Origin of the sequence: Mycoplasmopsis californica (assembly GCF_000695835.1) — a bacterium.
In the GTDB taxonomy this organism is placed as follows: Bacteria; Bacillota_I; Bacilli_A; order Mycoplasmatales; family Metamycoplasmataceae; genus Mycoplasmopsis; species Mycoplasmopsis californica.
Window position 1 is genome coordinate 95,828 of record NZ_CP007521.1, and the last position, 23,199, is coordinate 119,026.

The following is a 23,199-nucleotide window of genomic DNA, read 5'->3' on the forward strand; positions in this document are numbered from 1 at the left end:
CCCTATTTAGTTATTAAAAAAATGAGTTTTTGCTCAATATAAATAGACGCAAACACTCATTTTTAAGCTTATTTGATAAATATTAACTATGGATTATTGATGAAAATCCTAATGAAGTACACAATGGAGCAAATGCTTGCGGGTGGTGAATTTTAATTAGTTGCAGAATTAAAAGTTGCTTATATAAAACATTATTTATTTCTTCATTAGTAGGTTTTTTAAAATTTGGATTGATTAAAGGGATAATATCATTAGCAAAGCGATATTCATTATCGAAAAGTTCTTGTGTAATTTCAACTGGATATTTTCTTCATAAAATATAGTAAATAAACTCATGAATCAATGTTAAACGTGTATTTAAGGCTATTTGTTGAATATATTCTTCATGTTGAGGGTTGTCTTCATCCAAATTCTCGCTGGTTGAAACTCCATGGATTAAATGGATAGGTCCGATTTGATTATTAATTGATCTGACTAACTCGCTTTTTAAAAAAGTTTCACTAAAATCAATAATATTTAATTTGTCAACAGCTAAAACTAAATTCATTAAATATTTTTTTAATAAACCTGAACTAAATTCTTTTAAATAATTAGCTTCTAAATCAGATTTTTGTTCGTTCAATTCTTTTAGCATTTCAATTTCTTTTTGGTCGTTTGAACTTGCAAGATTAACCTGTATTTCCTGCATTATTTTCTCAATTTCAATTGTTCATAGTGTGTTATCTGGGTCATTCACACTGAATTTTTGATTGATATTTTTGCCAATAAGTTCTGCGTTGATTGAAAAAGTATTGTGTTTTTGTGCTTGCAATATTACTGATTTTAAATTTTGTACTACTTCTTTATCTTTTGTTGATTGAATATTAACTTGAACGATATCGCCTTCTTGCACTTCTCGATTTGCAATCTCTTTTTTATATGTGTAATTCCCAATAAATGAGTTGAAAATGTGATCCAAATCTTCTCTTGTAGGCAATTTGAATTCAAAATTAGTTTCTGTAGCAACTTTTTCAACATCTAACTTGTAAATTTGGTCTTTCTCATAATATTCAACACTGATTTGAACTTCGCAATTGTCGTCATCGTTTAAATACTCAATATTCACTGGACCAAAAGGCAAAATATCTCCGGCATTCTCCAATACATCTTTTTGAAATTGTTGCGACCGAGCATTTATTAAATTATGTTTTGCATAATCTTTAATTTCTTTTGGTGAGACTTTAATATTTTCTGCAAGTGCTTGCATCAAAACTTTGTTTTTTTCTTTTGTTATGTCTGATTTAGAAAGAATAAACTTCTGTGATTTTTTTGTGTATTCAATCATTTTTACCCCTTTTATTTATGTTAATAATTATTATATTCTAATTGCTCAAGAGCGCAGTTCTATATTTATTAAAGTGTAATAAAAAAAATAATAATTATGTAAGGCAACTTATAAAAATATTTTGGCGAGGTTAATTTTTTTATTAAAAAGCCCTTATTTATAGACATTTTGGCGACAAAAAAATAAATTTAAAAATTATGATACACACGGCTTAGTTGTTGTATAATGTTTTCGTTATTTTAAATAGCAATATTTGGACAAAATTTATTTAAGAAAGGAATATTATGCCAACAACTAATCAATTAGTTAATAGTGGTAGAGTGCAAAAAGTGCGTAAACAAAATGCTCCTGCATTGAATTTAAGTTTTAACACACTTACAAAAGCTTCTCGTAAAGAATCAGCACCATTTAAACGTGGTGTATGTACTCGTGTTGCTACTATGACTCCTAGGAAACCTAACTCAGCTATGCGTAAATATGCTCGCGTTAAATTATCAAACGGTATGGAAGTTACCGCTTACATCGGGGGAGAAGGACACAACCTTCAAGAACACTCAGTAGTTTTAATTAGAGGTGGTAGAGTTAAAGACCTTCCTGGTGTTAGATACCACATCGTTAGAGGGACACAAGATTTAGCGGGAGTAAATAACCGTAAACAGGGTAGAAGTCTATATGGTACTAAGAAAGAAAAAGCATCTAATTAATTAGAATAGGAAAGAGGAAATTATGTCAAGAAAACACAAAGCTCCAGTTAGAGAAGTATTAGCTGACCCAATTTTTAACTCTGTTCTAGTTACAAAATTGATTAACTCAATTATGCTAGATGGTAAAAAATCTATCGCCCAAGATATCTTGTATTCAGCCTTCAATATTATTAAAGAAAAAACAAATAAAGACCCGATGGAAGTATTTCAATTAGCTATTGAAAATATTACTCCACAACTAGAAATAAGAACAAGAAGAATTGGTGGTACAAACTACCAAGTTCCAACTGAAGTTTCAGCACGTAGAAAACAAACATTGTCACTAAGATGACTAGTTCAATACTCACGTCTAAGAAATGAAAAAACAATGGATGTTCGTTTAGCAAACGAAATTATTGATGCATCAAATAAAACAGGTGGAGCAATCAAAAAACGTGAAGACACACACAAAATGGCTGAAGCCAACCGTGCTTTTGCTCACTTTAGATGATAATAAGGTAATAAAATGGCAAGAGAATATGAATTAAAAAATTACCGTAATATCGGTATTATGGCCCACATTGATGCAGGTAAAACTACCACAACAGAAAGAATTTTGCTACACACAGGTAAAATTCACAAACTAGGTGAAACACACGATGGTGCTTCACAAATGGACTGAATGGCCCAAGAACAAGAACGTGGTATCACTATTACCTCAGCTGCTACAACAGCTTTTTGAAAAGGTACAAGAATTAATATTATCGATACACCAGGACACGTTGACTTTACAGTTGAGGTTGAGCGTTCGCTTCGTGTATTAGATGGTGCAGTTACTGTACTTGATGCCCAAAGTGGTGTTGAACCTCAAACCGAAACAGTTTGAAGACAAGCTACAAACTACAAGGTTCCTAGAATTGTTTACGTAAACAAAATGGATAAAATGGGTGCTGACTTCTTCATGTCAGTTGACTCAGTTAAATCAAGACTTAACGGAAATGCAGTTGCTATTCAAGTACCAATCGGTGCCGAATCTACATTTGAAGGTATCATCGATTTAGTAGAAATGAAAGCTTACTACTATGATGGAAAACCGGAAGAAAACCCAACAATTGCTGAAATTCCAGCTGACTTATTGCCAATCGCTCAAGAAAAAAGAGCGCTAATGATTGATGCAATTTCAACATACGATGATGAATTTATGATGAAGCTTCTTGAAGGTCATGAGCCAACAGAAGATGAAATTAAAGCAATGATTCGTAAAGCGACTTTAACATCTACTTTCTTCCCATGTATTTGTGGAACAAGTTTTAAAAACAAAGGTGTTAAGAAAATGATTCAAGCAGCTGTGGATTACCTACCTAGCCCACTAGACGTTCCAGCTATTAAAGGTTATTTAGGTGATAAAGAAGTTGCCGTTCCAGCGACAGATGACCACGATTTTGTGGCACTTGCTTTCAAAGTTATGACTGACCCATTCGTTGGATCACTAACATTCTTCCGTACATATGCCGGTATTTTGAAAAAAGGAACATACGTTTATAACACAACAAAAGACGTTAAAGAACGTATTGGCCGTATAATTAAAATGCACGCAAACTCACGTGAAGAAATCGATGAATGTTACGCTGGTGACATTGGTGCGTTAGTTGGTTTAAAAGCAACTACAACAGGTGATACTCTAGTTGCTGAAAAAGCGGAAAAAATCGTGCTTGAAAAAATGGTTTTCCCAGAACCAGTTATTTCACAAGCCTTAGAACCAGAATCAAAAGATGCTATGGAAAAATTAGCTCTAGGTCTACAAAAACTAGCTGCTGAAGACCCTACATTTAGAACATATACTGATGAAGAAACAGGGCAAACAATTATTGCCGGTATGGGTGAGCTACACTTAGACATTATTGTTGACCGTTTAAAACGCGAACACGGTGTTAAAGCCAAAGTCGGTGCACCACAGGTTTCATACCGTGAGACAATTACCAAAGAAGCTGAGGTTGAAGGTAAACACATTAAACAATCTGGTGGTAAAGGTCAATACGGTCACGTATGAATTAAATTTGAACCAAACAAAGATAAAGGTTTTGAATTCGTTGATAAAATCGTTGGCGGAAAAATTCCAAAAGAATACATTAAATCAATTCAAAAAGGTCTTGAAGACAAAATGGCTAGTGGTATTTTAGCTGGCTATCCAATGATTGACATTAAAGCTACATTATTTGATGGATCATACCATGATGTCGACTCATCAGAAATGGCTTATAAAATTGCGGCTTCTAAAGCACTTACAAAAGCAAAAGACCAATTAGGAACAGTTCTTCTAGAACCAATCATGGACGTTGCTTGTGTTATTCCTGAAGACTACTTCGGTGATGTTATGGGTGATTTAACACGTCGTAGAGGACAAATTGTAAATAACGAAACACGTAATGATGGTGCTCACATTATTCGTGCTCATGTTCCGTTGAAAGAAATGTTTGGATACGCAACAGATCTACGTAGTATGACAGCAGGACGTGGAAACTACCAAATGCAATTTGATCACTACGAAAAAACTCCAAAAAATATTGCTGACCAAGTTATTAAAACAAGAAATATTCAAAACAACGACGAAGATTAATAATCAAAAATCCGCTTTTTGGCGGATTTTTTTATTCAATTCCCTTAAATACGTTTGTTACTATTTTTGCATCGCGAAATTGATTTTTAGTATTTCTTTTAAGGATGAATAAAATTTTTAGGCTTATTTTGTACTAGATATTTATGAATAAATTAAATTAACTGGTTCTGAAACTTTAGATAAAAGGTTGTTTTTATCTGTATCTTTAAATTTTATAATAGTTACTCTATATTTACCCTCTGTATCGCCTAAGGATTTATTTAAATAAGGGAATAAAGAAATTTGAAACCATACATTTTCAGCATTTCTTTTTAACTCTACTGTTGTAGTAGTCATACCTTTTTGGTCAACTAAATCATTAGCCTTAGCATCACTATAACCCTTAGAACCTTCTAATTCGATATAAAATTCTTTATTTTTTATAAATTGTTCAAAATACTTAATTGATGTTTTTAATTCAAGGTAGATATGGTATTGATCTTGATTACTTCCCTTTTTACTTATTTTGATATTAGTTGGAGTTAGAATTTTTTTTAGATCGTCATTTTCTTTTTGTGACTTAGAGCTATTAATGCCCTTTTGTTCAGTATTTCCTGCAGTGTCTTCAGAAGCAGAACTTGTTCCTGTTGAAGCTGATGATTGACCTTGTTGTGTTTGAGCACCTGATCCACTAGCGTTTTCTGCATCTGCTTTACTCGACTTATTTCCAGAAATAGAACTTGTTCCCGTTGAAGCTGATGATTGACCTTGTTGTGTTTGAGTGCCTGATCCACTAGCGTTTTCTGCATCTGCTTTACCCGACTTATTTCCAGAAATAGAACTTGTTCCCGTTGAAGCTGATGATTGACCTTGTTGTGTTTGAGTGCCTGATCCACTAGCGTTTTCTGCATCTGCTTTACCCGACTTATTTCCAGAAGCAGAGCTTGTTACTGTTGAAGCTGATGATTGACCTTGTTGTGTTTGAGCACCTGATCCACTAGCGTTTTCTGCATCTGCTTTACCCGACTTATTTCCAGAAGCAGAGCCCTTTTGCATTTCTTGAGTTGTATTTGATCCAGAATTATTTTTACCAGATTTATTTAGATCTTCAATTTGTTTAACTTTACTACACGATGCAGCAAGTAACGGCAATGTTGTTAATGATGCAATCGGAGATAAAAATAGCGTCAATTTTAATGATTTTTTCATTTTTTCCTTTCATTTTATGACAAGCGGAGCTTATCATCTCTTTGTTTTTTAATAAATGTGCCACTATCATAAAAAAAAAAAAAAAAAAGGAAGCAAATAGCGCCCTTTTTCATATTTTTACATTATTTCAGGTAAAAATAAGTTAAATACTACCGAATTTTAAAGTACTAATTATCTTATTAAATACTTCATCGCATTAAAGTTTAGACATGTTATTTACAAATTTACTACTTATTAACAGCTACTTCTATAAGTTGTAACTTATATACGTAAAATATAACCCATTAACTTTTTACTTAATTATTGCACAGAATTTATAAACATTGTTTAAAGAACAAAAAACCTGATTTTTGCATTTTACTTTAATAATGATTATTAAAAATGCACTTTGTTTTAGTTAAATTACAAAAGTAATATAATTCTTTATGCATTGGCCGGTAGCTGCTTAACAAGTAGAGGAAAGTCCACGCTAGCACTTGCTGCGACGCAAGTAGTGTTCATGCTAAGCCCAATAAGCTTAGGCCTAGACGACTAGTGCCACAGAGACGAGAATTGTGAAACGCGGTAAACTCCATGAGCTAGAAACCCAAATTTTGGTAGGGGAATTTCGTTTTTGAAACTGAACAAAAACGAAAAATCATTTGATTAGATAAATTACCGGCGCCTAAACAGGTACAGAACGTGGCTTATAGATGCAATATGCGCTAAGCGCATATTTTTTTCAATATTTATCAGTATAAAGAACTGATAATTGATTAATTTTATCGGGTGAAATTTTGTTTTTTGGTAAAATAACTATTATTTGGAGGTCAGATGTCACTAAAAGCTGGAATTGTTGGATTACCTAACGTTGGTAAAAGCACGCTGTTTAGCGCCTTAACAAAATATCAAGTTGAAGCAAGTAATTATGCATTTACGACAATTGAACCAAATATTAGCTCAGTACCGCTAAAAGATAAAAGATTATATGAGTTAGCTAAACTTGTTAACCCAAATAAAATTGTCCCTGCCACTTTTGACTTTGTCGATATAGCGGGATTAGTTCAAGGCGCATCAAGAGGTGAAGGGCTAGGAAATAAATTTTTAGGAAATATCCGTGAAGTAGATGCAATAATTCATGTTGTTCGTTGCTTTGAGAATAAGGATATTATGCACGTAGCCAATGAAGTTAATCCGGTAAATGATAAAGATGTAATCAATATGGAACTAACATTAGCTGACCTTGACACTGTCAAGAATGTTCTAAATAGAATTGCTAAAAAAGCTAAATCGGGCGATAAAATGGCAATTATAGAGCAAAATTTATGTTTAAAATTGCAATCATTACTTGAACAAGGTCAAGCCGCAAGAGTTTTAAGCAATTTAACTGATGATGAAATCAAAATTATCAAGGGTTATCATCTTTTGACTTTTAAACCTATGATTTATGTGGCTAATCTTTCAGCTGAACAAATAGCAAACTATGAAGAAGATCCTCTTTTTCAAAGTTTTAAAAAATCATGCGTCAATGGTGAAAAAATATTGCCAATCTGCGTGCAACTGGAAAGTGAAATATCGCAAATGGCCGATGAAGAAGCGCAAGAATGGCTAAGTTCATACGAAATTAAATATAGCGGACTTGATTTGTTAACACGAGAAGCTTTTGATCTATTAAAGCTAAAAACTTATTTTACAGTTGGTCAGGTTGAAGTTAGAGCTTGGGTATTTAACGACGGAATGCTAGCTCCGCAGTGCGCAGGAATAATTCATAGTGATTTCGAAAATAAATTCATTAAAGCTGATATCATTTCATACGATGACTTTATAAGTTATGGTTCAGAAGCTAATGTAAAAGCGGCTGGCAAAATTCGCTCAGAAGGAAAAAATTACATTATGAAAGATGGTGATATTTGCCACTTTAAATTTGGCAAATAGTAAAAAACACTATAAAATCAATGTATTGGTTAAATAACCATTACTTTGGGGGTTTAGTATAATGGTAGTACTGCAGTCTCCAAAACTGTTTGCAAGGGTTCGATTCCTTTAACCCCCGCCATATGGTATATCCACTAAAATTAAAAATATAACCTTTGGGAATAAAGGTTATATTTTATTTAAATTATTGGGTCTATTGATAGTGTCTTTTAATGGAATGAATGATAATAAGTTGCTAGCATAATACAGATTTTTAAAAAATTAAAAATAGCAATTAAAAATTCAAGGCACACAATAATATTTATTTGCGTGGCTTCAACATACAATGAGTTTTATTTAGTTTTAATTTATACTTAATTTAAACGGGTATACACTAAGCTATAAATCAACATGAGAATAAGGGATAAGTTATGTATTTAAATTTGGTTTATAATTTTCTTAGCTTTAAGATAGAAAAAGTGATAATTTTGTGTAAAAATAAAATTAAATTAATTATTCTGGATTAAATTCTGCTGTTGGACTCTCTTGCGTTAGCAAATTGTTTTTATAATCCTTGTTTAATGATAAAGATTTGACTTTATATAGACCTTTTGGGTATCCATCTTTGGTTATGTAAGGGAATAAAGGAATAGATAATCGCACATTTTCGCCATCTTTTATTACATTAATATCGGCATAAGGACTTTTATAAACATCTAAGTATCCATTAGTTGTTTCTATTTCGGCATAAAGGTTTTTATCTTTTATTAGCTCCTCATAATTTTTAACTGATGTTTTTAAATTTAAATAAAAATGATATTGACTACCTATCTTGGTAATTCCGAATTGAGTAGGTATCATAGTTTTTTGACCGTTTTGTTGTCCCTGCCCTTGTGTTTTAGCTGAGTCTGCTTGCTTAGTTGCGCCTGGTTTTTGAGCTGATGAAGCACTTTGTTGTCCTTGCGCTTGTGTTTTGGTTGAGTCTGCTTGCTCAGTTGTACCTGATTTTTGAGCTTGATCACCGCTTTTTCCAGCATTATTTACTGTATTTCCAGTAGTTGAACCTGCTCCTGCTTGAGGCGCTGAATTTGATGTATCAGCGTTTTGTTTTTTAGTTTCACCACCACTTTGTCCAGCATTATCTGCTGTATTAGCGGTAGTTGAACCTGCTCCAGGTTGAGAAGTTGAGCTTGATGTATCAGCGTTTTGTTTTTGATCTTGATCACCGCTTTTTCCAGCATTATTTACTGTATTTCCAGTAGTTGAACCCGCTCCTGCTTGAGGCGCTGAATTTGATGTATCAGCGTTTTGTTTTTTAGTTTCACCACCACTTTGTCCAGCATTATCTGCTGTATTAGCGGTAGTTGAACCTGCTCCAGGTTGAGAAGTTGAGCTTGATGTATCAGCGTTTTGTTTTTGATCTTGATCACCGCTTTTTCCAGCATTATTTACTGTATTTCCAGTAGTTGAACCCGCTCCTGCTTGAGGCACTGAATTTGATGTATCAGCGTTTTGTTTTTTAGTTTCACCACCATTTTGTCCAGCATTATTTACTGTATTTCCAGTAGTTGAACCTGCTCCAGGTTGAGAAGTTGAGCTTGATGTATCAGCGTTTTGTTTTTGAGCTTGATCACCGCTTTTTCCAGCATTATTTACTGTATTTCCGGTAGTTGAGTCCTTTTGCATTTCTTGATCTGTATTTGATCTCGAATCATTTTGACCAGATTTATTTAGATCTTCAATTTGTTTAACTTTACTACACGATGCAGCAAGTAACGGTAATGCTGTTAATGACGCAATCGGAGATAAAAATAGCGTCAATTTTAATGATTTTTTCATTTTTTCCTTTCATTTTATGACAAGCGAAGCTTATCATCTCTTTGTTTTTAATAAATGCGCCACTATTATAAAAAAAAAAAAAAAAAGGAAGCAAATAGCGCCCTTTTCCATATTTTTGCATTATTTAAGGTAAAAAAGTTAAAGATAGAACAAATTAATCACTTTCTATAGTGCTAAATTTATTCTTTACTAACTAAATAAATATCATAGGAAATATGTTTATTAAGTGAGATAATGTCCAGTATTTTGCTTTGTTTTTCAATATTTTTTTGAATTTTTTCGTACTCAGCTTCACTTCGTGGATCGTACATTTTTTCAATCTTAACAACAAATGAATTAATCAAAATTAAAACAACAAAAGCATAAAAAGCGACAAATGCACTTAGAGCTATAATTACAGAATAAATAATTATTCAAGTTTTTTTAGATTCTGAATTTGAGGCAATTGAAAAGGGATAATAATTTAAGGTTCAAATAAAAGAAATAAAAACCGCAAGAATAGAAGCAATAGTTGATGTTCAAAAATAAGGCTTACCAAACACTTTATATTTAACAAATTTATTTTTATTCATGTTTTCTCCAGAATATAAATATTTTACATTTTTAGTTCTAAGTAATTTAATTGAATTGAGACTTTTTATTTATGTTTGTGATTTTCTTTCATTTTACAACTAATTATAAAAATTTTAGAATTTATTATTTTTTTAAATCAAACTAAAACACAATCATGAATTTTCATAACTGTGTTTTAGTTTGATTTAATATAATTTTTAACAGTAAAAATTTGCGAAAGTTAATTAAGAATACATGAAATTGATTATTTTAATTTAAACTCAGTTGATGCTTCTCTGGATAATAAATTTTCTGCATTATCTTTATCTTCTAATTTTACGGCAAAAATAATATATGTACCACGAGGATCGCTTTTATCTAAATAAGGAAATAAAGGGACTGAAAATCATATATCTTTGTTTTCTCTTTTTATTTCTGTTATTGTCTCACCTTGGTTTAAATAGGTAACAAAAACCTTCCCGTTTGGACTTTTTATGTAAGCATAAAGTTTTTTATTTTTTATAGACTGCTCGTAATTTTCTATTGATGTTTTCAAATTTAAGAAAAAATGATGTTGGTCGATATTCTGGTTTGGTTTTCATAGTCCGAACTGGAACATTTCTAATTTGCTAGATTTTTGTGAAATAATAGCGTTTGATGAATGATTTCCGCTATTTAATGTTTCGGTATTAACGTCTTTGATTTCATCGGTTTTATCTGCCGAACTTTGTGTAGTTGAACCTGCTCCAGGTTGAGAAGTTGAGCTTGATGTATCAGCGTTTTGTTTTTTAGTTTCACTACCATTTTGTCCAGCATTATTTACTGTATTTCCAGTAGTTGAACCTGCTCCTGCTTGAGGCGCTGAATTTGATGTATCAGCGTTTTGTTTTTTAGTTTCACTACCATTTTGTCCAGCATTATTTACTGTATTTCCGGTAGTTGAACCTGCTCCAGGTTGAGAAGTTGAGCTTGATGTATCAGCGTTTTGTTTTTGAGCTTGATCACCACTTTTTCCAGCATTATTTGCTGCATTCTCAGTAGTTGAACCATTTCCTGCCTGAGGTGTTGAGCTTCCGGTTTGGTCATTTTGTTTTTGAGCTTGATCACCGCTTTTTCCAGCATTATTTACTGTATTTCCGGTAGTTGAACCTGCTCCAGGTTGAGAAGCCGAGCTTGATGTATCAGCGTTTTGTTTTTGAGCTTGATCACCGCTTTTTCCAGCATTATTTGCTGCATTCTCAGTAGTTGAACCATTTCCTGCCTGAGGTGTTGAGCTTCCGGTTTGGTCATTTTGTTTTTGAGCTTGATCACCGCTTTTTCCAGCATTATTTACTGTATTTCCGGTAGTTGAACCTGCTCCTGCTTGAGGCGCTGAATTTAATGTATCAGCGTTTTGTTTTTTAGTTTCACCACCATTTTGTCCAGCATTATTTACTGTATTTCCGGTAGTTGAACCTGCTCCAGGTTGAGAAGTTGAGCTTGATGTATCAGCGTTTTGTTTTTGAGCTTGATCACCACTTTTTCCAGCATTATCTGCTGTATTTCCGGTAGTTGAGTCCTTTTGCATTTCTTGATCTGTATTTGATCTCGAATCATTTTGACCTGATTTATTTAGATCTTCAATTTGTTTAACTTTACTACACGATGCAGCAAGTAACGGTAATGCTGTTAATGAAGCGATTGGAGATAAAAATAGTGTTAATTTTAATGATTTTTTCATTTTTTCCTTTCATTTTATGACAAGCAGACTTATCATCTCTTTGTTTTTTAATAAATGTGCCACTATCATAAAAAAAAAAAAAAAAAAAGGAAGCAAATAGCGCCCTTTTCCATATTTTTGCATTATTTAAGGTTAAATAATAAAAAAACAACTATATCTAGTCGTTTAAGAATGTATAAAAAAATTAAGATATAAAAAGGATAACATTTTGTAACTTAAATAAGTTACTAAAAAATATTACCATGAAAAAAATTTTTTTCAAAAAAAATATTTAGTTAATCTAAATTTTGTTAATAATTTAATTGTGCTACAATTTTCTTGCTAGTTTTGATTATTAGCAATTCAAAAAAATAAATAAAAAAATATTTTTGTAATATTTAAAATACCTTATAATTAAGTAGCAATTTTTAAGTTGCCCAGGTGGCGGAATAGGTAGACGCAAGGGACTTAAAATCCCTCGGAGGTTAACTCCGTGCTGGTTCAAGTCCAGTTCTGGGTACCATACGGGCACAGCCCACCCTAAAAAAACAAATGCGTCCTTAGCTCAGCAGGTAGAGCAAATGGCTTTTAACCATTGGGTCAGAGGTTCGAATCCTCTAGGACGTACCATTTCATGAAAGTGACCAAAATGACTTAGGTCATTTTTTTTATTTTTTTTAAAAAAATGTTATATTAAGTAAAGAAATTGGAGGCTTATGAAATTAAAACTTCCCTTATTTAGTTTTTTGGTTGTTGTACCTTCTAATATGGTTTCTTCTTGTATTAAAGAAGAACATAATATATTAACTGAGGGTATCGATTGAAATAATATTGATTTAAAAGTTACTGTTAAAAATAAGAAAAATATTTATGTAGATGATCTTAAAGATAAAGATATTTTAATTGAATTAAATAGCGATGCAGTTAAAGTTAAAAAAATATTAATAATTTCAAAGCAAGATGATTCGGCAAAAATTTTAATAAGACTGGTCTCAAAAAATAATTTTAGCGAAGAACACGAAAAAATATTTTTAATTGAGGGCTTCAAAGTTAAGAATAAAGATACGATAGATGACACAAATTTACCTTTGAACAAGGATGGTGATTCTAAACAAGATGAAAAACTAAAACCCCAAATAAATTTAGATAAAGATAAAACATCACCAATAAAGATGAGTGACAAAAAAGTGATACATCCAAAACCAAATAATAATAATAGCGATACAAATGATCCGACAAATAAAAACTTAAATAGTGCTCTGCCAAATAATTCACAAAATCCTGATAGCCAAATTAATTCTAATACTAAAAATGAACAAATAGCTAAACCATTAGGCTCTCAAAGCGAAGATGATTCTAAGCTAAACAATATGAATGCTAAACCGAAAAAAGAGGAAATAATCAATCCTTCAAAGCCAAATATTAACAGTGATGAAGAATCAAAACAAAATATATTAAGTAGAATTGCCGACAAACATTTCTTAGAAATTGAATTAATGCAAAAATTCAGTTCAAATGAGATTTTTAAAATGACTAAAAGTTATAATGAAGCGCTTTTAGGAATCAATAATTTTTTAAAAACGGGAAATTATGGCAACTCAATTGATTTTACGGGCAGTTTTGATAAATCGCAAACCGATAAGTTTTGAAGTTTTACAAACAAAATAGGTGTATATGGCGATTATGGTCAAACAACCCATGAAAAAGTAGAATTTTATAATCGATCTTTATCAATAGATGGAATGGTTAAGCAAGTTTATTTAGATAAATTTGATGAAAATGACAAGTTAAATGCTAAAGTCATTGATAAATCAGAATTTATTAATAAATTGGTTTCAAAAAATCCTTTTGGTTTTTTACCTTCTAATTTAAGTCAATTTTTTTACTATGCCAGCTTGCAATCAATTTCAAAAAATTTAGATATTAAAAATATTAAATATATTAAAGCTAATTTTGATGATGAAGTAGGATCAATTGCAATATTGATTGAAAATATAAATGGTGAAAAATTCTTGATAGAGGCTGATAAACAAAAAGTTAATAACCTTAAAATGAATGATGATTTTTATAATTATATTTATGATAGAAGCTTTATGTTTAGTTGATATGCCAAAGGGTGAGAAAGAAACTTTTTTGAAAAAGATAAAGGTATCCAAAACGTCAATGAAAATGGCACGATGTGAGTAGTTGATAGAGTAATTAATCCTGAAGTCGAAAAACAAGGTTTTTATGAATTTTTAGTTGCTACAAATATTCACGTTTTTAGTTTACGCAAAATATTTGATAAATCACTGTATTTCGATATTGATAGTAACAATGAAAAATCTAAACAATGAAATGGTGGTTTTAGTTTTAGCGATCTTAATCAGCAAGTAACCCCAAGACAAGGAGGCTTCTTCTTTGGAACCAGAGGCTATCAAACAAGAAGTCTAAAAGGTAATAATTTTGTCAACTCAGAAAGTGGTTCATATTTCCCAATTGCGAAAGCATATGAACAATATTTAATTTCTCCTTATTATACTCCACGTTATTATGCTGATGGTTTTTGAGATATTGATGCAGAAACTGGTAAAAAACACCTTGAAGTTTATGACCAATCAACAAGAATTGGTGGCACTAAAAACGCCGGGGCTGATTTTGTGATATTGCGTTTGAAAATACATAAAGACAACCTAAAGCATATTTTGCCAAAACTGGATGAAATTTTGAAATATTACCCAGAAAAAGAAAAAGATTGATATATTGGACTTGGTAAAAATGAGTTATTTCATCCAATTAAAACACAGTTTTACGGCGGCTATCCAGTAAATGTTGATGAATACTTTAATCCGGATTTTAGTCAAGGTTTAGCATCCTTCTCATTTAAATATAACAAATCGACTGGTGGGATAATAAACACGCAAAATCGAATAGTTAATAAAGACGTATTTCAGTCGTTATGAGTAAAATATGACGAAAATGAAAATAAAGATTGAAATTCTCACAATGACAATTATAAGAAGTATTTAAAACCATTTATTAAAGATGAACACGGAATGTCGAAGACGATTTTAACTCAACATTCACAACTTTATACTTATGCCCCATATGAGCAAAGGAAAAATATATTAGGCCCCGGCTCATCAGGATCAATGGTAATTGATTCAAGTTTTAATTTAATTGGTATAAATTATTTGTTTACAAAAGATGTAACATATACTGACACATATTCAAATGCCGTGGCATTGATGCAGGGGCATGGCGAGTATAAAAATGGTTTTGATGGTAATCTAAGAACTGATTTTGTCAAAAAATTAATTAATGATAAGGTACAAACAGTTAAATTAAACCCAGTTAAAGCTAATTAAGTATTACTGACATAAAATACACTATTTACTCTTTAAGCAAAGTGCCCCCATTTTTTACAGGGGGCACTTTGCTTAAAGAATTTATAAAAAAAATATTTTTTTCTTTGGATATTTTTTATTTATAGTATTATATATTCACAAGTGGTTATAGCGCAAGGGATCGCCTGATACCATTCCGAACTCAGTAGTTAAGCCTTGTAGTGCCGACGATACCAGAGATGGGAAAATAGGGAGCTGCTTTTTTTATTTTTTTTACACGCTAAAAAGCGTGTTTTTTTGTTAACTTTAAATTTATGTGTGAACACAGCTTCTTATATTTTTTGATAAAATTTTAAAAATGAAAAGTAAATTAAAATTATTAACATTAAGCACGCTAGGGTTCTTTGCTTCTGCGTTGCCGTTGTCATGTAGTGTGTTAAAAAAAGAAAAAATAGAAACTTTAAGAATTGACGCTAAATTATTTGGTTATGTTGATTTTTTAAAATTTAATAAAAATAAATTTGAAACAGTAATTATAGATAATGATTTAAAAGCGAGTGATATTACAAATAATTTTCTTATTTATAAGAATTTCCAAACTGTTGAAGATGCTGACGATGTTCATTTTGAAGGTTTAAAAACAATTAAATTATCCAGTGTTTTTGATGAACAATTTTTTGAGGAGAATTTTTTAGTATATGTAGCAGGCACATGATCGCATTTTAATTCTAGCAATAACATTCTTAAACAGAGAATTGCTTTGGGATTAAAAAACAATCAAAAATCAATTAAACTGCAACACGAAACAGCCGTAAATATTAGTCCAAACGTACAAGTGAATCCTCAGGCATCAGCTTATCTTATAAATTCATTAAAGTCTCAATATATTATTTTTAAAAAGAAACAGTATCCAAGAGTTATTGAATGATTAAAAAATTCAACTCCGGTTGATGACTGAAGGATAAATGAATAACAAAAAAATCAGAATCGATAGGTATTTAGCTAATGCAACACAATATTCACGATCCCAAATACACTCGCTTATTAAACAAAAACGAGTAAAAATTAACGAAAATACTGTAAAAAAGATTATAAATATTGATTTAGAGATAGATCAAATTTTTCTTGATGATAAACTAGTTTTTTATGAAGAGTTTAGCTATTTTTTATTAAATAAGCCAGCAGGTTTTGTGTGTGCCAATATTGATAATATACACAAAACTATTTTTGATCTTATTGACTTGGATCGCAATGTTTTTTTCAGCGTCGGAAGGTTAGACAAAGACACTGAAGGTGTATTGATTATAACTAATGACGGAAAATGAGCTAATTGAGTTTTAAAACCGAAAAACCATGTACCAAAAGTGTATAAGGTTATAGTCGATAAAGATTTTGATGAAAGAATTAGAACCTATAGAGAACCAATCGAAATAGAAGGTTATAGTGTAAAAAAATACAAATTTGAGTTTTCTGATAGCACACGTGAATGCTTGCTTACTATTTTTGAAGGTAAATTTCATCAAGTTAAGCAAATGATGCGTTATTTTGGTTATAAGGTAGTTTATTTACAAAGAATTAAATTTGGCAATCTTGTATTGCCTGAGAATCTTGCGAAAGGTGAATATATTAAATTATCAAATGAAGAGATAGAACAACTAAAGGAAGGATATTGTTCTGAAAATAAAAAATAATTTTTTTCTTTGGATATTTTTTATTTATAGTATTATATATTCACAAGTGGTTATAGCGCAAGGGATCACCTGATACCATTCCGAACTCAGTAGTTAAGCCTTGTAGTGCCGACGATACCAGAGATGGGAAAATAGGGAGCTGCTTTTTTTATTTTTTTGTGGTTTTATAAACCATATTCAGCTAATTAAATAATGTTTTGAATTTTTAACTTTCTTATATAATAAAACAATGCTAATTTATAAACCTACATATTTTATTGATTTAGATGGCACGTTGTTTGATCAACGTGGTTTTGTTCGTGTTTCTGCACGCAACCAAATTGCAATCTTAATTATGCATAATTTTGCTAACGTAGTTGTCTCTACAGGGCGTTCTTATAATGATTATCGGGTAAAACAAGTTCGTAAATTGCTAAAAGTTGAAGATTTTATTTGCTCATCTGGTGCTGAGGTTTATATTAATAACGAACTTGTTTCATTCACTACTTTTAAGATAGATACAATTAATAATTTAGTTAATTTTGCTAAGAAAAATAAAGTAAGTTTCGTGGTTTATGATACTCACGGGGAACACTTGTTTGTCAAAAGTTCATATTCACGTGTATTAGCAAAATTATTTGTTAATAAATGAATGAAATCAATAGCCTTAGTAAATGATTTTGATATTGATATGTTTGATTCAATAACTAAAATTTCATTTATTTTTAAAAGTCCTTTTAGTGCTAAAAGAACGCTAAAAAAACTTGAACAGGAATTAGGACACGATGTATATGGATCGCTATCTAGTCAGAATTATGTTATAGAAATTACTGATATTAACACAAATAAAGCAAAAGCGGCTATTGAGTATGCACGCATTAAGGGAATTGACTTAACTAATTCAGTACATATTGGCGACTCAATGTCAGATGCTTGTATGAAAGGTGTTGTTGGTAAATTAGTAGCTATGAGTAATTCTCCAAAAGAATTAAAAGAATTGGCACATGAAGTTGCGCCACGAAATAAAGGCGGCGGAATTTATAAATATTTAATCCAACATAAATCAAAAAAATAAAATGTCTATTGACAAGATGAACCCTGAAAGTTTGTCCAATAAATTGGAAAACTTTTAGGGTTTTTATATAGCGAAGCCTTAAGTATTATCATTTAAAAATACGCCCCTATTTAAATGGGCGTATTTTTATAGATTAGTTATTTTAATTTCTTTGTAAAATCATAAAACAGCATATTTAAATGGATGGTTTAAGCTTGTCTTAAAATCATATAGCCATTAAACGATTTCAAATCTAGTGGTGAATTATAATTCCAGTTTATGCCGTAAAAATTATTGTTGATAGTGTGATAAAAACTACCATTGCTAAATACGCCATTAGCTCAGCCTGTCAAGTCACGCTATAATCTCCATCTCAAATAAATAATAATGAACCTGAATTACCTCGTCCAAATTGGAGTGGTGAATAATTAGGATATTGGCGAATTGTAAATTTTTCACCATTTCGTTTTGGTCTAAAAATTACATAACCCGTTTTAAATCCTCGGCCTGGAAATCCAATTTCAGCAAGAGGATTTAAAACAGGCACAATCTGATAATTTTTATCAGAGGATTCATTCATCCTAATCGGTTTTGCTGTTAATTGATTGCGAGCCAAATTAATGTATCAGCTCTAATACCGTCTTCGTTTTTTTGCGTGTTGATAAACTACTTTGAATAATTGGTAATCATATGAAGAAGATTTCGAAATTCCGTTTTTATCAATAGCTAAGTTGATTTTGGATTTAAGATCTTGGCTAATGTTATTTAAATTATTGAAAGTAATTTTATTGAGTTTATTGATTAATATATTGATTTGTGCTTGTTTTTGCAGAACTGTTTGGTTGTTGTCTGTATCGAGTGATAACGAGTGGTTATTGCAAGCGGGAGCTATGAATGGAAGAGAAATGGGGATTAATAATCAAGATAATCTATTTTTTTCATAACTACCCTCTGATTGCAACGTTTGTTTATTGAAATTTTGTTCTTTGATTATTGATTTGTATAAATTCTGAATTTCGGAATTCAAGTTTAGATAATATTTTTTAGAGTGTAATGGTAACTCATTGTTTGGTATTCCTTTTAATTTATGCTCAATTTCTGATATTTTTTTCAAATGTTTTACTCAATCAAAGAGAATGGTCATATAGTTGAGATTTAACTAAGGAATTGTAATAACTAACTAACATGTTAAAATTATTTTTAAGATTATCATGAGCAATTTTAATTTCAATTGACAATATATTTAACCAAGATTCAATTGTTGAAATAAAAGCATCTACCTTTTTTAAATTGTTGATATTTTTATTTTTTGAAAATTGTTGCAAATTGTGATTTATTGCATTAATTTTTTGTTGTTGAGAAGAAGGAGAGTTGCTATTTTAAGTGTTGATTAAACCTCTTAGTTTATTAACATTTAGATTTAAAGAGTTAAGTTTTAAATTATATTCATTTAATTCTTGTGGTTTTAAATCAGTTGATTTATTGATGCAAGAACTTGCTAAAACAATATTGCTAAAAGAGGTTATTAAGAGAAATTTTAATCCAGATTTTTAAATTATAAATACTTAAAAAAAGATGTTTTAAAAAGATAAATATTTTATGTTTTGAAGATTATTTTAAAAACTCAAGCTACGCAAAGCTAAATTTTACTTTGTGTAGCTTGAGTTAAAATTTGACAATGTATTTAAAAAAATGAGTATGTTTATTGACAGTTATCTTAAATAAACTGTGATTTGTATAATTCGGCGTAGCGCCCGTTTAATTCTAATAAATCATGATGAGTTCCGCGCTCAACTATTTGTCCATCTTCGACAAATAGGATTAAATCAGCATTTTTAATTGTGCTTAAGCGATGTGCGATGACAAAACTAGTTTTATCTTTCATGATGGTATTTGCGAGTGCGTCTTGAATAATTTTTTCAGTATTTGTGTCGATGTTAGAAGTTGCTTCATCAAGGGTTAAAATACGTTTATTTCCAACGATTGCTCGCGCTATTGATAAAAGTTGCTTTTCTCCCTTTGACAACAAGTTGTCGCTATTTTCTAATTCAGTTTGGTATCCTTTTTCTAAACGTAAGATAGCATCGTGAGTTGACACAAGTTTGGCCGCTTTATGTATATGTTCTTCTGTGGCGTTTTCATTACCCATTTTAATATTGTTAAAAACATTAGTTTTAAACATAAATGAATCTTGTAAAACGGTGGCCATTGTATTGTTTAAAGATTCTTTGGTGATATTTTTTAACTCGTGGCCATCAATGGTGACAGATCCTTTTTCATAGTCGTAGAATTTACCTAAAAGATTAATAACTGTTGTTTTACCTGCACCTGTTGGACCTACAAGCGCGATTGTTTGTCCGGGTAATGCTTCAAATGATGCGTTTTTTAAGTGTCACTTATCTTTATTTTTATCATATCTAAATCAAACATTTTCGAATTTAATATGACCTTTAATGTCTTGAGGTAAGGTAATTGTCTCGTGTGATAAATCAGGTTCAACTAAGTCAGCAATTTTTTGAATTCTAACGCTTGAAATAACGCCGTTTTGCGCCCCAAAGACTGTCATTATCACTGCTTGTAAAGCATTTGCCATATTGTGTACAAAACCAATAAATGTAAGGATAAATCCAAAATCTGGGCCAATTGACAATACACCTCAAAGCGGTAAGTTATATTGCTTAAATAACACTGTTGAAGCGGCCACAACTAAAATAATTATGTTAGTTGACATTAAAAATCAAGGAATAAACATTTGGGTATATAAATCAGCAACAAATGCGTGTTTATAAATATTATGAGCAATTGTTTTGAACTTTTGTGTCGATTCTTTTTGACGGCCAAATGTTTTTGTGATTTTCATATTCTTGACACCTTCTTCAACAAAGGCGTTTAGTTCGCCAAAATCATCTCAAACCTTAACCACGTGAGGTCTAGCTCGCTTAATCATTATCAATCCCACTGAGAATAACAAAGCAGTCACAACTAGGGTTATAAGAGTGATATTAACGCTATAAAGCAACATAAATACTAATGTAATTGCAACATGCATTGCGTTTGATACAGCTTGCGTAAGAATTTGACTTAAGGACATTGAAACGTTGTTAACATCATTGATTAAGGTTGAAATTAACTCGCCTGTTTGTTGTGAATCGTGATAAGAAACAGGCATATATAATAACTTTTTCATCGCTTTTTGGCGTAAATTAACAGCAGCTGAATAAGAAAGGATTAAATAAATGCGAAATTCCAGAATTCTAAAAATAGCATATATTAAAAAGGCAAAAATCATTAAACCAGTTAGAGTGAAAAAATAGGGGTCATTAAATTTTTCTGGATTTTTAAATATATCATTGGTAAATGTTTTGGAAGCAATTAATCCCCCCATGACAACTCCGGCAATATAAGCAGCTGAGTTTATGAATGAAGTGAAAAATCCAAAAAATAATCATCAAATAGGCTTGTTAGAATATTTTGTAACAAGCCTAATGATTTTAAAGGTTGAACCAACTTTATTTGTTTTCATTTTACTCCTCTCTAATACTCTAGCTGCGAGCGATATATTTGTTTATAAAATGGACATTTTTCAATTAATTCTGAGTGTTTTCCAGTAGAAACTACTCTACCATTTTCCATGACTGCTATTTGATCGCAACTTCTTAGTGCTCCAATTTTTTGCGATATTAGAATTGTGGTGCATTGATAGTTTTGATTAATATTTTGAATTACTTTGCGAGTAGTGATATTGTCAAGAGCTGATGTAGAATCATCTAAAATCAGTATTTTTGGTTTTCTCAATAAGGTTCTAGCAATGCTTAAACGTTGCTTTTGCCCTCCTGAAAGGTTGGTTGCACCTTGTGTGATCGGGTGGTCCAGTCCATCATCGAATTTATTTACAAATTCATATGCACAAGCATTTTTTAGTGCAATTTCAATTTCTTCGTCAGTGGCATTCGGTTTAGCTCAAAGCATATTTGAACGAATTGTTCCGGCAAACAACATTGAATCTTGATACACAATTCCGACAGTTTTTAAAAGGTCTTCTGTATTAATTTGATTTACTTCTTTATCACCAATTTTAATTGAACCTTCATCATAAACGTAATTATTTAAAAGTAGTGAGACTAGTGTGGATTTACCTGCGGCAAATAAACCGATAATACCTAACGAAGATTGGAAAGGGACATCTAAATTAACGTTTGTAAGTGAATAGTGAGGATTATCTTTATAGTATCTAAAATTTAGATTTCTAATTTTAATATCTAATTTGTTGTTATTTTGCTCTGTTTTCAATTCTAACCCGTTTTTGACGAATAATTTATCTTCCTGTGCTTCTAAAATTTCAAGCAATCTTTTTGCTGAAACTTTTGCTGCAAATGCAAATCGAATAAACATGGTAACAAGCATAATACCAAAAGCAATAATTCATAAATATTCAATAAAAATGTTCATTTCAACTACTGTTTGATCAGTCGCAACGCCTGAAACAACTTGTTTACGAACGAATGCATAAATGCCAATTACAATAAAATTGTTTATCAAAAAGAAAATAGGGTACAAAAGGGAAATAATGGTGTTAAATTTAACACTCAATTTATATCATAGTTTATTCGTGCTTGTAAAGCGTTGATTTCTAAGTTTTTCAAGATTAAAAATCTTAATAGTTCTTGTACCCTTGATATTTTCATCAATTTCTTTGGTAACAGCTTCTACTTGACGTTGCGATTTAGCAATAATTGGACTAATAACCTTCCCAACAATTAACATTATTGCAATCATAATTGGAATAACCAGAACAACAATTCAAGCAAGCTTTGGATTTACAAAAAAAGCTATTGTTGCACCACCGAGAATCATGATAAATCCTTTAATCATCATTCTTAGCCCGGCAACTAAAAAATCTCAAAAAACGGCAACGTCGTTAGAAATTCTTGTCATGATAGATTCAGGTTTTAAATCTGAAATATTTTTTAAACTTAACTTGTTAATTTTTTCAAATAATTTAACACGGTAAAAATAGGAAGCGTTTTCAGCTGCTCAAACAAATATTCATGTGAATGTGAATGTCATAGCGCCAGTTAATAATGTTTGAATAGCTATTATTGTAATTAATAAATTACGTAAATATCCCGCTTCAGCATCTTTAATAATAGTTCAGCCTTTAAACAGTTCAATATTGTGTGTTTTTTCGTTCGAAAACAGTAATTTTATGAATTGCGACACAAAATTAGGCATTAATAAGCCAACTAACACTGTTAAAAGTGCTAAAAATGAACCACCAACAAAGGTTGCTTTTATATGTCTTGGTAAAATTTTAAATAACTTAAACATAAACTCCTTTCTCAATAAATTATCAG

The 23,199-nt window shown here is 31.0% G+C and carries 18 protein-coding genes, 3 tRNA genes, 2 rRNA genes and 1 other RNA gene; 15 read left to right on the forward strand and 9 right to left on the reverse strand.

The genetic code is table 4. The features are described 5' to 3' along the window. Positions 1–82: 82 nt before the first annotated feature. Entirely contained in the window at positions 83–1,324 is a 1,242-nt protein-coding gene (locus MCFN_RS00465; protein WP_038561090.1) for a trigger factor-related chaperone, read from the reverse strand. 284 nt (positions 1,325–1,608) lie between these two features. Between MCFN_RS00465 and rpsL the strand changes: the two genes are divergently transcribed. From rpsL to fusA, 3 genes are read left to right on the forward strand one after another with little or no spacing between them, the layout of a single operon-like run. Further along, the gene (rpsL, locus tag MCFN_RS00470) at positions 1,609–2,028 is read left to right on the forward strand and encodes a 30S ribosomal protein S12 (RefSeq protein WP_038561093.1); all 420 of its coding nucleotides are present in this window, start codon (positions 1,609–1,611) and stop codon (positions 2,026–2,028) included. Positions 2,029–2,050: 22 nt separating this feature from the next. Beyond that, on the forward strand, positions 2,051–2,521 hold the full coding sequence (gene rpsG, locus MCFN_RS00475; RefSeq protein ID WP_038561096.1) for a 30S ribosomal protein S7: 471 nt from the start codon (positions 2,051–2,053) through the stop codon (positions 2,519–2,521). Positions 2,522–2,533: 12 nt separating this feature from the next. Further along, positions 2,534–4,624: an elongation factor G gene (gene fusA, locus MCFN_RS00480; RefSeq protein WP_038561099.1), complete on the forward strand. Its 2,091-nt coding sequence runs from the start codon at positions 2,534–2,536 to the stop codon at positions 4,622–4,624. A 141-nt stretch (positions 4,625–4,765) separates the two neighbouring features. Here the strand turns inward: fusA and MCFN_RS03380 are convergent, their stop codons facing one another. Next, a complete protein-coding gene (locus tag MCFN_RS03380) occupies positions 4,766–5,812 on the reverse strand; it encodes a hypothetical protein (RefSeq protein ID WP_051604535.1) in 1,047 nt (348 codons plus the stop codon). A gap of 426 nt (positions 5,813–6,238) precedes the next feature. Between MCFN_RS03380 and rnpB the strand changes: the two genes are divergently transcribed. From rnpB to MCFN_RS00495, 3 genes are all read left to right on the forward strand, one after another. Further along, positions 6,239–6,506: RNase P RNA component class B (gene rnpB, locus MCFN_RS03475), an RNA gene on the forward strand. Positions 6,507–6,625: 119 nt separating this feature from the next. Continuing rightward, positions 6,626–7,726: a redox-regulated ATPase YchF gene (ychF, locus tag MCFN_RS00490; protein WP_038561103.1), complete on the forward strand. Its 1,101-nt coding sequence runs from the start codon at positions 6,626–6,628 to the stop codon at positions 7,724–7,726. 47 nt (positions 7,727–7,773) lie between these two features. Continuing rightward, positions 7,774–7,847, forward strand: a tRNA-Trp gene (locus tag MCFN_RS00495). A 371-nt stretch (positions 7,848–8,218) separates the two neighbouring features. Here the strand turns inward: MCFN_RS00495 and MCFN_RS00500 are convergent. From MCFN_RS00500 to MCFN_RS00510, 3 genes are all read right to left on the reverse strand, one after another. Further along, the gene (locus MCFN_RS00500; protein WP_038561106.1) at positions 8,219–9,544 is read right to left on the reverse strand and encodes a hypothetical protein; all 1,326 of its coding nucleotides are present in this window, start codon (positions 9,542–9,544) and stop codon (positions 8,219–8,221) included. 179 nt (positions 9,545–9,723) lie between these two features. Beyond that, complete coding sequence (locus MCFN_RS00505; RefSeq protein ID WP_038561109.1) at positions 9,724–10,116, reverse strand: hypothetical protein; 393 nt, start codon at positions 10,114–10,116, stop codon at positions 9,724–9,726. 245 nt (positions 10,117–10,361) lie between these two features. Next, positions 10,362–11,816 carry a hypothetical protein gene (locus MCFN_RS00510; RefSeq protein WP_038561112.1) on the reverse strand — a complete coding sequence of 485 codons (1,455 nt, stop codon included), beginning with the start codon at positions 11,814–11,816 and terminating at the stop codon, positions 10,362–10,364. Between the two features lie 414 nt (positions 11,817–12,230). On the opposite strand from MCFN_RS00510, the gene MCFN_RS00515 reads away from it, so the two are divergent. The 8 genes from MCFN_RS00515 to MCFN_RS00550 all read left to right on the forward strand — a co-directional run bounded on the left by MCFN_RS00515 (position 12,231) and on the right by MCFN_RS00550 (position 17,866). Continuing rightward, positions 12,231–12,318 (forward strand) — tRNA-Leu (locus MCFN_RS00515). 31 nt (positions 12,319–12,349) lie between these two features. Then, a tRNA-Lys gene (locus tag MCFN_RS00520) sits at positions 12,350–12,425 on the forward strand. An 86-nt stretch (positions 12,426–12,511) separates the two neighbouring features. Beyond that, on the forward strand, positions 12,512–15,142 hold the full coding sequence (locus MCFN_RS00525) for an MAG2960 family serine endopeptidase lipoprotein (protein ID WP_051604536.1): 2,631 nt from the start codon (positions 12,512–12,514) through the stop codon (positions 15,140–15,142). A 137-nt stretch (positions 15,143–15,279) separates the two neighbouring features. Beyond that, a 5S ribosomal RNA gene (rrf, locus tag MCFN_RS00530) occupies positions 15,280–15,385 on the forward strand. A 94-nt stretch (positions 15,386–15,479) separates the two neighbouring features. Beyond that, positions 15,480–16,094, forward strand: coding sequence for a hypothetical protein (locus MCFN_RS00535; RefSeq protein WP_041103319.1), 615 nt, complete (start codon positions 15,480–15,482; stop codon positions 16,092–16,094). Next, a complete protein-coding gene (locus MCFN_RS00540; protein ID WP_038561118.1) occupies positions 16,087–16,812 on the forward strand; it encodes a pseudouridine synthase in 726 nt (241 codons plus the stop codon). Before MCFN_RS00535 ends, MCFN_RS00540 begins: the two co-directional genes overlap by 8 nt. A 42-nt stretch (positions 16,813–16,854) precedes the next feature. After that, positions 16,855–16,960, forward strand: a 5S ribosomal RNA gene (gene rrf, locus MCFN_RS00545). Between the two features lie 81 nt (positions 16,961–17,041). Continuing rightward, positions 17,042–17,866, forward strand: a complete 825-nt coding sequence (locus MCFN_RS00550) for an HAD hydrolase family protein (RefSeq protein ID WP_038561121.1) — start codon at positions 17,042–17,044, stop codon at positions 17,864–17,866. Between the two features lie 256 nt (positions 17,867–18,122). Here MCFN_RS00550 and MCFN_RS00555 read toward each other — a convergent pair whose 3' ends face one another. Both MCFN_RS00555 and MCFN_RS00560 read right to left on the reverse strand, forming a co-directional pair. Further along, positions 18,123–18,461 carry a hypothetical protein gene (locus MCFN_RS00555; protein ID WP_220094636.1) on the reverse strand — a complete coding sequence of 113 codons (339 nt, stop codon included), beginning with the start codon at positions 18,459–18,461 and terminating at the stop codon, positions 18,123–18,125. Positions 18,462–18,476: 15 nt separating this feature from the next. Beyond that, a complete protein-coding gene (locus MCFN_RS00560) occupies positions 18,477–18,959 on the reverse strand; it encodes a hypothetical protein (RefSeq protein ID WP_038561127.1) in 483 nt (160 codons plus the stop codon). Between the two features lie 269 nt (positions 18,960–19,228). Between MCFN_RS00560 and MCFN_RS03540 the strand changes: the two genes are divergently transcribed. After that, positions 19,229–19,399: a hypothetical protein gene (locus MCFN_RS03540; protein WP_158419983.1), complete on the forward strand. Its 171-nt coding sequence runs from the start codon at positions 19,229–19,231 to the stop codon at positions 19,397–19,399. Positions 19,400–19,562: 163 nt separating this feature from the next. On the opposite strand, the gene MCFN_RS00570 is transcribed toward MCFN_RS03540, so the two are convergent. Together MCFN_RS00570 and MCFN_RS00575 are read right to left on the reverse strand one after the other, a co-directional pair. After that, positions 19,563–21,368, reverse strand: coding sequence for an ABC transporter ATP-binding protein (locus MCFN_RS00570; protein ID WP_038561133.1), 1,806 nt, complete (start codon positions 21,366–21,368; stop codon positions 19,563–19,565). 11 nt (positions 21,369–21,379) lie between these two features. Further along, complete coding sequence (locus tag MCFN_RS00575) at positions 21,380–23,173, reverse strand: ABC transporter ATP-binding protein (RefSeq protein ID WP_038561136.1); 1,794 nt, start codon at positions 23,171–23,173, stop codon at positions 21,380–21,382. Between the last annotated feature and the right edge of the window lie 26 nt (positions 23,174–23,199).